12 protein-coding genes are annotated in these 13128 nt (G+C 32.7%); 2 read left to right on the top strand and 10 right to left on the bottom strand.

Translation table 11 applies throughout. From position 1 onward, the window contains the following. Positions 1 to 80: 80 nt before the first annotated feature. The 3 genes from DFR80_RS08300 to DFR80_RS08290 are packed head-to-tail and all read right to left on the bottom strand — an operon-like array spanning position 81 to position 4355. A complete protein-coding gene (locus DFR80_RS08300; RefSeq protein ID WP_199505792.1) occupies positions 81 to 1523 on the bottom strand; it encodes an ATPase domain-containing protein in 1443 nt (480 codons plus the stop codon). 17 nt (positions 1524 to 1540) lie between these two features. Further along, positions 1541 to 3532, bottom strand: coding sequence for a methyl-accepting chemotaxis protein (locus DFR80_RS08295; RefSeq protein WP_114489704.1), 1992 nt, complete (start codon positions 3530 to 3532; stop codon positions 1541 to 1543). Positions 3533 to 3548: 16 nt separating this feature from the next. Then, entirely contained in the window at positions 3549 to 4355 is an 807-nt protein-coding gene (locus DFR80_RS08290; RefSeq protein WP_084566126.1) for a protein-glutamate O-methyltransferase CheR, read from the bottom strand. A gap of 233 nt (positions 4356 to 4588) precedes the next feature. On the opposite strand from DFR80_RS08290, the gene DFR80_RS08285 reads away from it, so the two are divergent. After that, complete coding sequence (locus tag DFR80_RS08285) at positions 4589 to 5719, top strand: HD domain-containing phosphohydrolase (protein WP_076544715.1); 1131 nt, start codon at positions 4589 to 4591, stop codon at positions 5717 to 5719. 34 nt (positions 5720 to 5753) lie between these two features. Here the strand turns inward: DFR80_RS08285 and DFR80_RS08280 are convergent, their stop codons facing one another. Continuing rightward, positions 5754 to 6935: a phosphopentomutase gene (locus tag DFR80_RS08280; protein ID WP_114489703.1), complete on the bottom strand. Its 1182-nt coding sequence runs from the start codon at positions 6933 to 6935 to the stop codon at positions 5754 to 5756. An 82-nt stretch (positions 6936 to 7017) separates the two neighbouring features. Beyond that, on the bottom strand, positions 7018 to 7950 hold the full coding sequence (locus tag DFR80_RS08275; protein ID WP_114489702.1) for a ParB/RepB/Spo0J family partition protein: 933 nt from the start codon (positions 7948 to 7950) through the stop codon (positions 7018 to 7020). 168 nt (positions 7951 to 8118) lie between these two features. On the opposite strand from DFR80_RS08275, the gene murB reads away from it, so the two are divergent. Beyond that, positions 8119 to 9045, top strand: coding sequence for a UDP-N-acetylmuramate dehydrogenase (gene murB, locus DFR80_RS08270; RefSeq protein ID WP_114489701.1), 927 nt, complete (start codon positions 8119 to 8121; stop codon positions 9043 to 9045). Here the strand turns inward: murB and DFR80_RS08265 are convergent. The 5 genes from DFR80_RS08265 to DFR80_RS08245 all read right to left on the bottom strand — a co-directional run bounded on the left by DFR80_RS08265 (position 9042) and on the right by DFR80_RS08245 (position 13014). Further along, entirely contained in the window at positions 9042 to 9332 is a 291-nt protein-coding gene (locus DFR80_RS08265; protein WP_114489700.1) for a GIY-YIG nuclease family protein, read from the bottom strand. The two genes, murB and DFR80_RS08265, sit on opposite strands and share 4 nt — an antisense overlap. Then, the gene (locus DFR80_RS08260) at positions 9319 to 9807 is read right to left on the bottom strand and encodes a ferritin family protein (RefSeq protein WP_114489699.1); all 489 of its coding nucleotides are present in this window, start codon (positions 9805 to 9807) and stop codon (positions 9319 to 9321) included. The genes DFR80_RS08265 and DFR80_RS08260 overlap by 14 nt, the downstream gene beginning before the upstream one ends. A 204-nt stretch (positions 9808 to 10011) precedes the next feature. Further along, a complete protein-coding gene (locus DFR80_RS08255) occupies positions 10012 to 10572 on the bottom strand; it encodes an outer membrane beta-barrel protein (RefSeq protein ID WP_114489698.1) in 561 nt (186 codons plus the stop codon). 93 nt (positions 10573 to 10665) lie between these two features. After that, the gene (locus DFR80_RS08250; RefSeq protein WP_114489697.1) at positions 10666 to 11121 is read right to left on the bottom strand and encodes a hypothetical protein; all 456 of its coding nucleotides are present in this window, start codon (positions 11119 to 11121) and stop codon (positions 10666 to 10668) included. Between the two features lie 39 nt (positions 11122 to 11160). After that, a complete protein-coding gene (locus DFR80_RS08245; protein WP_114489696.1) occupies positions 11161 to 13014 on the bottom strand; it encodes a patatin-like phospholipase family protein in 1854 nt (617 codons plus the stop codon). Positions 13015 to 13128: the final 114 nt, after the last annotated feature.

Raw genomic sequence — 13128 nt, 5'->3', positions numbered from 1 at the left:
CATTCTTAAGATTTTTATTATAATTAAAATTAGTGATGTTCTATTACTATTTACTTACATTTTATGGTAACTATCATATTTTATTTGACGTTATCGATATTGACAATATTACCTGTTAACATTCCCTGAAGTTCGGTCAGTGGGTCACCAACCTCAATTCCATATTTACCAATTTTGAATTCTCTTAAATATCTTTCAAAATTACTTAAACGTTTTTTAAGTACTCCAATAGTTTTTTTCAGCTGACTGCAATATTCATAATAATTTAGAATAATAATATTATCTGCCAGATAACTTATCCCAAAGCCAGTAGCTTTAAAATCACCAATTATATTTGTTACCTCATTGACTATTATTACAGTAACACCAATCTTACTCAAGTATTTATTTAAAATATGAAGCTGTCTAATTTTTTCATTATCTGAACTATTTTCAGGAAAGGCCATCTTATAACCTGAGAGACTATCAATTAAAACAACATCAATTTTTCGCTCTTCCACCTGTCTTTTTACTTTATTTAAAAATTCTGCGGGAGAGTACTTTAATGGATTAATTGCTTCAATTTCTAAAAAACTATTCTCTATCATATCAGTAATTGGTATATTTATTCCTTCACACCTTTTAATAATTGTGTCTGGAGATTCTTCAAAGGTATAGATTACTGATTTTTCGCCTCTACCGGCTGCTTCTTTCATATACTGAACGCCCAGAGTTGTTTTTCCCACCCCAGTTGGTCCACTTATGATTGTAATTGTTCCTTTTTCTATTCCACCATTTAATAGCTTATCCAAACTAGGAACTCCAGAAACTAACTTTTTGTTTTTCACATCTTTTTTTTCTGCACAGGGTATCATATTGGGATAAATATGAATACCATCATCCTTTAATTTTAATGAATGTTTACCTGAAAGATAACTGCTTCCTCTTAGTTTAGAAATATTGAAGTAACGTTCGTCATTTTCTCTGCTTAAATTTAATACTCCATCTACTACAAACTGCACGTCATAATCAGGATTATCAATAGTTGATTCAGATGCTATTAAAAACGTAGCTTTTTCTTCTGCAGCAAATTTTATCAGTGACAGCATTTCTTTTCTGAACTGAAATTTGTCATCATTTAGATAACTGAGATAAGTAACACTATCTAAAAAAATTCTATCCGGTTTAAGAGAATCTATTTCTGCCACTATTTTTTTAATCAAAGGACTTTTTTCGACTTCTTGCGAGCTGAAAATATTATATTCCTCATCATTACGGAAGTAATCAGAGGAGGGAGTTAATTCTAAAAAATTTATTTTTCTGGTATTAAAATTTCTTTTTTCAGCATCTAATTTAATTTTATCTACTGACTCTCCCAGGGAAATAAAGAGATTATTTTCATTCTCTCCGCTGGCCAAAAATTGAAGGCCAAGTGTTGTTTTACCACTACCTGGTCCGCCCCGGACCAGGTAGGATCTATTAGGTTGAAGTCCACCTTTTAAAATATTATCCAATCCCTTAATACCTGTTTTTATTAAATTCATAATGATTCCTCCTCAAGCTATTTTTCAAAATCTATGAATTCATCTTCAGAATTTTCACTGCTTTTTTCTTCCCTTTCTATATCTTCAAAATCACTTATATCATTGTTCGTAATGAATTTCGACACCATCTGGTATAACCGCTGAGACTCCTGACTGAGTTTTTCACTGTCTTCTGTAATATCTTCCACTAATTTTGCATTCTTTTGGGTATTATCATCGATTTCTAAAATTACTTCCTGAATTTCTTCTGTGGCTGAAGCCTGCTCATTAATAGATTCAGAAATTTCATCAATTGTTTCTGAAGTACGAGCAGTATTCTCAACAATTTCAGTAAGGTTTTTACCCGTTTTATTAATCAGCTTATTACCATTTTTAATTTTTTCTATTATATCATTAATTATATTTTCGATTTCTCCAGCAGACTTACTGGTTCTTTCAGCCAGATCTCTAACTTCAGAAGCAACCACAGAAAAACCTCTGCCTGCTTCACCAGCTCTTGCTGCTTCAATAGCGGCATTTAAAGCTAATAGATTAGTTTGAGAAGCTATTTCATTGACTGTACCTATTATTTCAGCAATCTCCTGACTGCTTCTTGTTACATCGGCCATTGAATCAATTGTTTCATCAACAATTTCTGATCCTTCCTGTACAATTGCTAAGTTTTTCTTGCCAGCCTTACTGGCTTCTTCAGCACCAGCTGCAACTTCTTCTATAGAAGCTGTTACCTCTTCCATATTTGCCGATATTTCTTCTAAAGCAGATGCCTGATTTACTGTTCTACTTGATAAATTTTCATTTTCAGAAGAAATCTTATCTGCAGAACTACTTACATTCTTGGATATATTTTTTGCTCCTTTGATTATGTTTTGGAGAGAATTTATTGTATAGTTTAAATCTTTAGCAAGCTTTCCAATTTCATCCTCTTTATCTATTTTAACCTGCTGTCTCAAGTCATTTTCTTCTCTAATTTTATTTAGAACTTCCCGCATTTTTTTAATGGGATTAGATATAATTGTTTTTATCATATAAAAGCTGATTCCTAGAGCTAGAAGAATAACAGCGGCCAAAACTATAATATTTTTCTGAAGTAAAGCATTTATAGGAGCAGTCACTTCACTCTGGTCAACTTCTGAAACTAAAGCCCATTCTAAGTCCGCAATATTTACAGGTGTAAAGGCACTATATACTTCGACTCCACTAAAATCGGTGGTTAATTCAATCCCTCTTTCTCCTTTTAAAGCATTTTTTACCGCTTCTGTTTCCACTTTATAATTTAAAAATGTATCTTCTTCGATAAAACTGGTATTGGATCTCATTAAATAATCCGAGCCAACCAGAAAGGTTTTTCCACTTACTTCTTTTAGCTCTTTCTTCTCCATAATCATATTTATCTTTTCGGCAGGAATTTGAACTGCCAGAACTCCCTGAACATTTTCCTCATTATAGACAGGCATCGCTATAAAACCAGCAGTTCTTTCTAACGGTTCATAATAAGCAAAATCAAGAATTGATTCTCCTTTTAGCCCCTGCTTAAAAGCTTTAGCCAATATACTGTCTTTATAAATTCCATTTTTCAAATTGGTATTTAAATCTTCAGTTTCAGCAGTTGTATAAACCAAATTTGCTTCCTTATCTATTAAATAAATATTCTCCCAGCTAAATTCTTCTTTATAGTTTTTTATTCGCTGATCTAAATTATTGTAAGTATTACTACTGAATCCAGTATTAAACCTGCTGTTATCAGAACTTAATTGATTTATGTTTTCTTTTATCAAATCATTTTCCCGCAAAATTCTCATCTTTATTTTTAGCTCAGTAAATAGTTTTTTGATTTCTGAAGCTTTAGAGTCTCTCACTACTGTCAGCTGTTCTTTTGTCTGATTGCTTGCTAATTTTAATGAGTCAGTATAACTAATATATGTCGTTACTGCAAGACTTATAAAAATAATCAGGATAAATACAGTAATTAGTTTATTGCCTACAGTCATTTTTTTTAATGGATTCTTCACTAAAATCCCCCTTGTTTTAACTTAATTTCTGGTAAGAATTTTTCCCTATTTTTCTCCAGCCCAGATTATCTTTAATACTTAAATCAATAGATTCGGAATGACCCAGAACTAAATAACCACCATCAATCATTGTTTTTTTAAGTTCTCTTAAAACCTGTTTTTTCTTCTCGTTTTCAAAATAAATCAACACATTACGACAAAAAATTATATCAAAATCTTTCGAAAATTCTGCCGAAAATGAAGAGTTTAAATTTAGTTTTTTAAAACTAATTCTTTCTCTTATTGATTTTTTGATTTTATAATAACCTTTATATTTGCCAACTCCCTTCCGGAAATAATTATGTAAATATTCCGAATTGATATTTTTTATTTTTTGCTTATTATAAATACCTCCTCTGGCATATTTTAAAACCTCGGTGTTAATATCTGTTGCTATAATACTATATTTTAAATCATTTTTTGCAAGCATCATGGCAATTGTATAAGGTTCTTCTCCAGTTGAACAACCTGCACTCCAGATTCTAATTTTACTTTTATTTTCTAGGATACCGGGAATGATCTTTTTAAAGAGCAATTCAAAATGAAACTTCTCCCGAAAAAATTTAGTATAATTAGTAGTTAATAGATTAAATAATATATTTTTCTCTTCTTCTTCTCCAGCGATATAATCTAGATAGTGATTAACATTTTTCAGTTTAAGCTCTTTAATTCTTTTAGAAAGTCTCAACTCTAACATACTGCTTTTGTCATCTGAAATGGATATCCCAATTTCAGTTGATAGAAGCTGATTGAGTAATTCAATATCTTCTTTTTTTACCTTCAATATCTTACCACCCCCAATTAATATCTGTATCTGTATTATAAATCATATTTAATATTTATACTACAAATTATGCAATATGTGTAAATTATAGAAATTTAAATAATTAATTGTTATTTTAAGTAATTATTACACAAATTGAGTAGTTAAAATCTTTATAATTATATTTTTCTCATGTATAATAGTAGTACAAGTTGATAACTAACTTAAATTTCTTAGAATTACAGGAGGGATTTATGGAGAGATTTGCCAAGAGACTAAAAAAATTACGCAAAGAGGATAGCTTAAGTCAAGCTGATTTAGGAGAAAAACTTGGTTATGCTAGAACCACTATAGCCAATTATGAACAGGCAACAAGATTTCCTTCCATAGATACATTATTCTCTATAGCTGATTTTTTTGAGGTATCACTTGATTATCTACTAGGAAGGACTGAAATCAGAAATGTCTTTAAAGACCTTGTAATAGATAATTTCAAAACACCTGTACTTTTAATCGAACCTGAAAGTGGAAAGATAGTTGATTTTAATAAAAGTGCTGTTCAATATTATGGATTTTCTAAAAGAGAAATGTTCCAGAAAAGCATTTTTGAAATTAACAGTATGGACAATCAACTTATTCAAAAAAAAATTGAGCAAATAATGGAAAAAGGTAGCATGACATTCAATTTTCAACACAAACTGGCCTCAGGTAAAATGAGGCAGGTTACTGTTTTCAGCAGTACTTTAACTATCAATGATAAAAAGATTTTATACTCAACGATTTTTGATAGGAACAGCTCTAATAACAATTTAACAAGTATCGACTTTTTTTCTTCAATGCTTAAAAATATCTTCAAAAATAAGCTGCCCTTATTTAAAAACCATAATCAACGAGTAAAAAGAATAAGCAAATTAATCGCAGATGATATTAAATTAAATGATAAAAAGAAAAAACTACTCATAAAGAGTAGTAGTATTCACGATATCGGTTTTTTAGTACTGCCCAGTCAACTTTTAAATAAAGGAGATTTAACAAAATCTGAGTTTGAATTGATAAAAGAACACAGTCAATTTGGGTCGGAAATTTTTAGTGATTTTAATCGAGATATTGCACAGATAATTTTACAGCATCATGAAAGACTTGATGGCTCGGGCTATCCTGATAGTTTAAAAGAAGATCAAATAAGAATTGAAGCCAAAATAATTGCTGTAGCAGACGTCTTTGAAGCCATGAATAGTGACAGACCTTACCGCAAAAAACCTGGTTTCGATAAGGCCTGCCAGGAATTATTAAAACACAGAGGAGTTAAGTACGAGTCTGAAATCGTTGACTCCTGCCTAAAATTAGCTGAAAATAATAAGCTTGACTTTTTAAGAAAAGAATAAAATTAAAAATAAACAGCCTTTAATAAATTAATTATTAATCTCTGATTAAATCTGTTTTAAAGCTTTCTCCGGTTTTAAAATTATCAATCTCAAAAATATCAGCAATAGTTGCAGCAATATCACTAAAACTATCTCTGATCCCTAAATTTAGATCATGTTTTACACCTTTTCCGTAAACCAATAATGGAATATATTCCCGGGTGTGATCTGTTCCTTGATGAGTTGGATCACAGCCGTGATCAGCAGTAATGATTAAAAGATCTCCCTCTTTCATGGCAGCTTTAATTTCAGGAATTCTCTGATCAAAATTCTTTAACGCTTCAGCATAACCTTCTACATTTCTGCGGTGGCCGTAATTCTGATCAAAATCAACTAAATTAGTAAAAATTAATCCCTTTTCAGTCTGTCCAATATATTCAATAGTTTTATCAATTCCATCCATATTATTTGAAGTAGTAATAGAATTAGAAATTCCGCTGTGATTGAAAATATATGTTATTTTTCCAACTGCATTTACTTCTAAACCCTCATCTTTAAGATAATTGAGAACTGTAGGCTCCGGAGGAGTCAGAGAAAAATCTTTTCGTCTTTCTGTTCGTTCAAAGCTGCCGGGCTTCCCCTCAAAAGGACGGGCGATAACTCTGGCTGCTGCATGCTCCCCCCGCAGAATTTTTCTTGCTTTTTGGCAGTAATCGTAGAGTTCTTTGACCGGTATTACATCTTCGTGGGCTGCTATCTGGAATACACTATCTGCAGAAGTATAAACAATTGGTTTTCCTGTCTCCATATGCTTTTGACCTAGTTCTTCGATAATAACTGTACCTGAGGCCGGTCTATTACCCAGTGATTCCCTTCCAATTGCCTTCTGGAACTGATCCATTACCTCAGCTGGAAAACCATCAGGATAGGTAGGAAAAGGCTTTTCTGAAATCAAGCCAGCAATCTCCCAGTGTCCAGTAGTAGTATCTTTACCCTTTGATTTCTCTGCTGCTTTTCCATAAGCTCCCTCAGCCTCAAGCTCAGAATCAAGACCTTTAATTGGTTCTATTTTCCCCAGCCCCAGCTTTTCTAAATTTGGCAGCTCAAGTCCACCTATCTCAGCCGCAATATTCTGCAGTGTTGCAGCTCCCTGATCACCATAATACTCTGCATCTGGCAGTTCTCCAATCCCAACACTATCCATTACTATCAAAATTACTCTCTTAAACTTTTTCAAAATATCACCCCTAAATTATTAATGTTTATGTTGTTAGACGTCAGACTTTTTTTGAAAAATTTTATTTCTTAAATAAAACTCATTATTTAGTCTGAGCCTTAATATCTGTAACTAATGATGCTAAAGATTTATCCTTTAAATCCGGAATTAAAATCCCCATTATCTGATAGAGATATAGAAATTCATTTAGCAGCTCTTCCCTGTCTTCTTCTGGAAGATTCCCCTCTACTTCCATAAATTCCTCTAGATTATCATTGATATTACTAAATGATCGAAATAATTTACGAACCGGATTGTGGGAATTCTTATCACTATCGACATCCCAGTACTCTTTCATTTTCATTCTTTCTCGTTTTAAAAGTACTGCCGCAACTGCTTCTTCCATCGGAATATGAAGATACTTATAAAATAAATCTAGTACCTCCTGTGTTTCTTTACGGCTCAAATTGTGTTTAATTACTGCATCCAGCAGCTGATTGGCTTTATTAGGATCCCCTGTTTTAGATGACAGGGCATGAGCCAAGCTCAAATGGGATAAGGTTATAGGAGAGTCTTCTTTTAAGACTTCTTTTTGATATTTTTCCTTCATCTCCAGAATGTTAAGCCAGAGAGTTAAAGTTGTTCTGGCAACACCAAGTTTTTCAGCTGCATCTTTTTTACTCAGATTATTAGCTTCCATAAATTTATTAATAGAAGTTGCTCTCTCCAGAGGATTTAAATCCTGCCGCTGCAGGTTCTCAATCAGCTGAATCTGCCTAAATTTTTCTGGTGAAACTTCAGCTTCCAAAATCACTGCTGCTATTTTTTCTCGTTCTTCTTTTTTAACAGCCCTCAGTCTTCTTTCCCCTGCAATTAAAAGATAATGATTATCCTTTTTCTGAACTATAATCGGCTGCAGCTGCCCCACTTCTGCAATCGATTTTGCCAGGCTGTCTATTCTTGCCTCCGAAAAATTCTGTCTCACCTGATCCGGCCGACTTTCTATCTCCCGCAGTGATATCTCCTTATATTTCATTTTTACCCCCCATTTAAAGTTTTATTTGAATCATAACTAAAAATAGCTTTCATAAAATTGATTTTTATTCGCTTTTAACATATTATATTATTAGATTGTACTTAAAATTAACTACTAAATTAAAATTTTAACTTTAGCCGAATAATAAATCTCAAAGGAGCATTTAAGATGGAAAAACTATCTGATATAAATAGTTTAACAAAAAAACTGAAGAAAATAAACTACCTGAAGGTAGAAAAAAATAAAAATTTAGCTGAATTTGCAAGTTTTAAGGTTGGAGGACCTGCAGACCTTTTTCTAACACCGGAGAAAATCACAGCTGTAAAAGAACTAATGCCGCTGATTACTAATTCCACTATCCCCTATTTTATTTTAGGAAAAGGCAGCAATTTAATTATTTCCGATAAAGGTTATAGAGGTATTATTATCTACACCGGCAGTTTGAATCACTATCAATTTGAAGGTAATCAAATTACTGCAGAATCTGGACTGGAGCTTAAAGAAATTGCAGATCTGGCCTACGAAAATTCTCTCAGCGGTTTTGAATTTGCAGCTGGAATCCCCGGTTCACTGGGAGGCGCACTCTATATGAATGCCGGAGCCTATGGCAGAGAAATGAAAGATGTAATTATTAAAGCACAATTTATTGATCAAAAGGGGAAATTAATTGAACTCAGTAAAGCCGAACTAAAACTTGAATACAGAACAAGTATTTTACAAAAAGAAGATCCAGACTGGACTGCAGTCAATGTTACAATCAAACTTAAAAAATCTAAAAAAAGTTTAATCAAGGCAAAAATGGATGAACTGCACAATAAGCGCTGGAGCAAGCAGCCGATGGAATTACCGAGTGCCGGCAGCATTTTTAAAAGACCTCCTGGACACTATACCGGTCCCCTGATCGAAGAGGCAAAAATGAAAGGGTTTCAAATTGGCGGCGCCCAGGTTTCTACCAAACATGCAGGCTTTATAGTCAATAAAGATCATGCTACAGCTGAAGATATAGTCAAACTAATTGAAAAAGTTAAAAAAGAAGTTTATAAAATAAGCGGAGTCCAACTTGAAGTCGAACCCCGTTTTTTAGGTGAATTTTAATCGAGCAGTTCCTCCTTTTTACTGCGGGGGAGCTGTTTGATTTCATATTCTCTTTTCTGGGCCAGACTGCGGTTTTTAAAGGATTCCTGATGCCGAAGCTTAACCGGCAGACGTCCCCGCGTATATTTAGCTCCCTGACCAGCATTATGTTCTTCCAGTCTCCGCTCTATGTCAGTGGTATAGCCTGTGTAAAGACTGCCGTCACTGCATTCAACCACATAAATATAATGTAAATCATTAGACTTATTATCTTTAATAACTTCTAGTTCTTCTTTATTTTTTGCCATATTCCTGAATATATTTGCCGAGTGCTCGTAAGTGCTCTTTTTCTTCTTCAATTAACTGATTAACAGCTTCAATAGTTTTACCTTCATTGTAATCACACATTTCACGATAAAATAAAATAGAATCTTTTTCAGCCTGAATAGCAAGTTTTAAAGCTTTTTCTACATCATTTAAAGCTTCAACTGATTCGTCACTGTCATCTTTAGGAAAAACAGAATACTCAATTAAATAATTAAAATAGGCACTTACATCCTCTTCATAGAGGTAATCTGCGTTATCGTCTCCCTCACGCAGTTCCTCAGTTAAAGCTACAAATTTTTCATAATGATCCTGTTCATCCTGAGCTAATCTTTTAAAGAGTTCTCTCAAATCTCTATTTTCTGCTGCCTCAGCGTGCTTTAAATAAAACTTTTTTCCTCTTTTTTCAATATCCTTAGCCATTTCCATAACTTCTAAGGCATTAAATCTTTCTTTCACTGTAAATCCCTCCAGATTGTAATTATTTTGATAATGCTTTTGCAGTATGAGTGTTATAATAACTTTCTTTTCAAGCATTTATTTATCCAAATTATATCATATATTTGGGATTATTTAAATAAAAAAAAGGCCCAGCTCAAAAGCCGGGCTGTTTTAGTTATTTGAGGCAGAACTTATTTAGATTATTCTAAACTATAATCTAAATTAAAACTGATAACCTAAGGAAACAGTTAACTTGGAATATTCAACATCTACGTTATTACCAGGTACATGAAAATCATCTGCTTCACCATTATTGACTGAATACATAACTTCTGCACTCATATTACTTGCTAAATCCATACCGGCACCTACTGCATAATACATACCACCAGAAGTATCGCCAGTACTATCCATATCAAAGGTATTATAGCCTAAGTGACCTAAGAAATAATAGGGACTGTTCTGCATATTATAGTGAGCTAAAGCATAGAAAGGAACAAAATTTAGAGAATCGTTTAAACCATTATCATCTAAATCACGATCTAATTGATACTGAACTCCACCACCAAAGGTCCACTCAGAAGTATAAGGAACTTTATATTCTCCAACAAGTGTAAATCCAGACTCTACATCTGTATCACCATAACCATCAATATCTGCTTCTCCACCAAAATCAATTGCACCTTTAATATCCCAGTAACCTGGAACCTGAGCCATAGAAGCAGCAGAAATCCCGACAACTAAAAAAGCTGCTAAAAATAAAACTAAGACTGTTTTTTTCATGATTAATACCTCCATTTAATTTTTTAAAATAAATTTTTTTAACCAGCATCGCCTCAAAAATAAAAGTGTTTTCTACATCTTAATTTTATCATATTAAATATTAATATCAACCAGCGCAGTTATGCCGACACCTTCAATTCGATCAATATTTTTAATATCAACTGGATTAGTAGTGTTAACTGGTATTAAGGCTCTAATTCTAAAATCTCCGCCTCTAAAATCGCCTTCAAGCTGAGCAACCGCCTTTACTTTCTTCACTTTTTCTTTTGGCCCGGAAACCTGGACTGCACCAGCATAAGAGTTAGAACCAACCGTTACTATTGGTACTACTTTTGTTTCCTCTTTAACTTCTACTCCATTATTTAAAGTTAAAGTATTAATGAAATTATTTATCGGCTCTGCAAATTGGTCTACAACAACCCCTATTCCAACAGTCTTTAAAATTGATCCTAATATATTAGAATCAGCTCTTGTCACAGTAGAAACAACTGGCAGAATTATAACTGCAAACATCAATACTAGTGCAATAATTTTATAAAAGTTTTTCATTTTCTCATCTCTCCTAATATTATATAATCTACAACTTTATTAAAACTCGTAACCCAGCTCTAAACCCACTCTATCATCTTCTTCCTCAAAATCATAAGCAAAATATAAATCTAAAGCTATTGGTTTTAAACCCAGCAAATATAGTTTTGAGTTCAAACCTATGCCAGCAGTTTCTCCACTATTTTCTTCATTTTCGTAATAATCGGCAAACAAATAAGCTCCTATATCTGTAGTCTGGAAAAATCCGCCGAGGTGAATCGGATCAATAAATTGGTGATTATAGTTGAAATCTAAAGCCGCCTGAAATTTCGTTAACTCAGATAAAGACTGCCCTCTATAAATTATTGGAGAATCTAATAAATTAGTATTATTATAAACTATACTGCTTTCTAAATTCCATTTGGAGCCAAGATCTAAATGGATAATATTAGATGATAATACTTTTGCCTCTGACCTATCGATATTATAGATAAAATCATTTTCTGTCTCAAAATCAAATAAATTACCTGTTTTACCAAAGCTGCTGTTCAGTAAATAATATTCTTCGTTTCTTTGCTGTCCATAGCCCAGAGAACTCTGGAAATGATCAGCAAAATATTTAATTTCAAAACGATAGTCGTCTCTGGTCTCGGCCTGATAATCATTTGCATAAGCTAAGAAAAGATCAGTTCTTTTGGTCAGTTTTTTCAACTCAAGGCGAGCTTCATATCCTTCATTAAAAAAATCATCACCCTTTATATCAAAAGATAAATTATCTTTTTTTAATTCTATTCCTGTCTGAAAATTATCTTCAAAAGGAACTATCAGTTCCTGATCAAAATAAGATTGATCACGTCCATAATTTAAAAATAGTGATCTATCACTACCATCGACAATAAAGCGGTTATTTTCAAGATCATTTAAAGTATCCTGAATATTCACTTTTTCTTTTTCTTCATATTTATAACATTCAATTCCTCTTTTTTCCAATTCTTGTTTTAAAGAAGGTATTACTTTTTTTGTGCTTTGATAACCGTGTTTTACTAATTTAGAAGCCTGATTAAAATCCATAAAGGTATAATCATCTACATTAATATCAATAACAAAATCAGCATATTTTTTTATTATCTGTTGAGAATAATTATCCTGCATGATATTTAAAAATCTATTAATAGAAGCAGATGCGCTATTAAATGTTTCATAATCTTCCTTTGGAAAAGAAGTGGTAGCAATTACAAAATCTGCTCCCAAAACTGCAGCAGCTTTAGCGGGAGTTGCTTCCAAAATTCCTGCATCCATAAAATATCTGTCATTACGAGTTTCAATTGGAAAATAAATTGGAATTGAATAAGAACTCTGGATAACTTCTGATATTCTACCTCTAGTGGTAATATATTTTTTTCCTTCCCCAAGTTCAAAACTCAAAAGGGCTGCGGGAGTCTGAAAATTTTCTAACCTTTTATTGGGCGAAATTTCTTCTAAAAAAAGATTTAATTTTTTAGTATCAATTAAAGAACCACTACTCCCGATACCTGGTTCAACAAGCCGCCCAAATGAAGTAGTTGTTACTACATCAAGCATCTGCTCAGTATTTAAACCACTTCCATAGAGCACACTGACTATTGCTCCCATGCTGGTCCCTATCATAAAATCAAAAGGTATTCCTGCTTCCTCTAAAGCTTTGATTACACCAAAATTAACCATTGCTCTGGCCCCTCCACCTGAAAGAGCCAGACCAACAACAGGGCGCCTTAAATTACTATATTTAGCAGTAAAATCATCATAATTTTCTACTAAATAACTTTCTCCTCCCAATTCAATTTCTGTCACCTCAAGCTCATTTGCCTGCTCTGCATAAACAGATGTAGAAAAAACAATTATTACTATCCAAATAAACAAAACTATTTTTTTCATTATCTCACCCTCGATGAAAAACTAAGTAAGGATAATTATCCTTCATTATCTACATTATACTATATAATACCTGTTATTTCTAGCTTTTTACTCGAATAATATCTCAGATTCAGA

The organism is Halanaerobium sp. ST460_2HS_T2, from assembly GCF_003337665.1.
In the GTDB taxonomy this organism is placed as follows: Bacteria; Bacillota; Halanaerobiia; order Halanaerobiales; family Halanaerobiaceae; genus Halanaerobium; species Halanaerobium kushneri.
The sequence above is the reverse complement of the archived record's forward strand: the minus strand, read 5'-3'. Positions and strand labels throughout refer to the sequence as shown.

What these genes read in the sequence shown, in the direction of transcription:
- DFR80_RS08255 (WP_114489698.1), bottom strand. Translation starts at nt 10,572, where the DNA reads ATGAAAAAAACAGTCTTAGTTTTATTTTTAGCAGCTTTTTTAGTTGTC.
- DFR80_RS08300 (WP_199505792.1), bottom strand. Translation starts at nt 1,523, where the DNA reads ATGAATTTAATAAAAACAGGTATTAAGGGATTGGATAATATTTTAAAA.
- murB (WP_114489701.1), top strand. Translation starts at nt 8,119, where the DNA reads ATGGAAAAACTATCTGATATAAATAGTTTAACAAAAAAACTGAAGAAA.
- DFR80_RS08245 (WP_114489696.1), bottom strand. Translation starts at nt 13,014, where the DNA reads ATGAAAAAAATAGTTTTGTTTATTTGGATAGTAATAATTGTTTTTTCT.
- DFR80_RS08250 (WP_114489697.1), bottom strand. Translation starts at nt 11,121, where the DNA reads ATGAAAAACTTTTATAAAATTATTGCACTAGTATTGATGTTTGCAGTT.
- DFR80_RS08275 (WP_114489702.1), bottom strand. Translation starts at nt 7,950, where the DNA reads ATGAAATATAAGGAGATATCACTGCGGGAGATAGAAAGTCGGCCGGAT.
- DFR80_RS08265 (WP_114489700.1), bottom strand. Translation starts at nt 9,332, where the DNA reads ATGGCAAAAAATAAAGAAGAACTAGAAGTTATTAAAGATAATAAGTCT.
- DFR80_RS08285 (WP_076544715.1), top strand. Translation starts at nt 4,589, where the DNA reads ATGGAGAGATTTGCCAAGAGACTAAAAAAATTACGCAAAGAGGATAGC.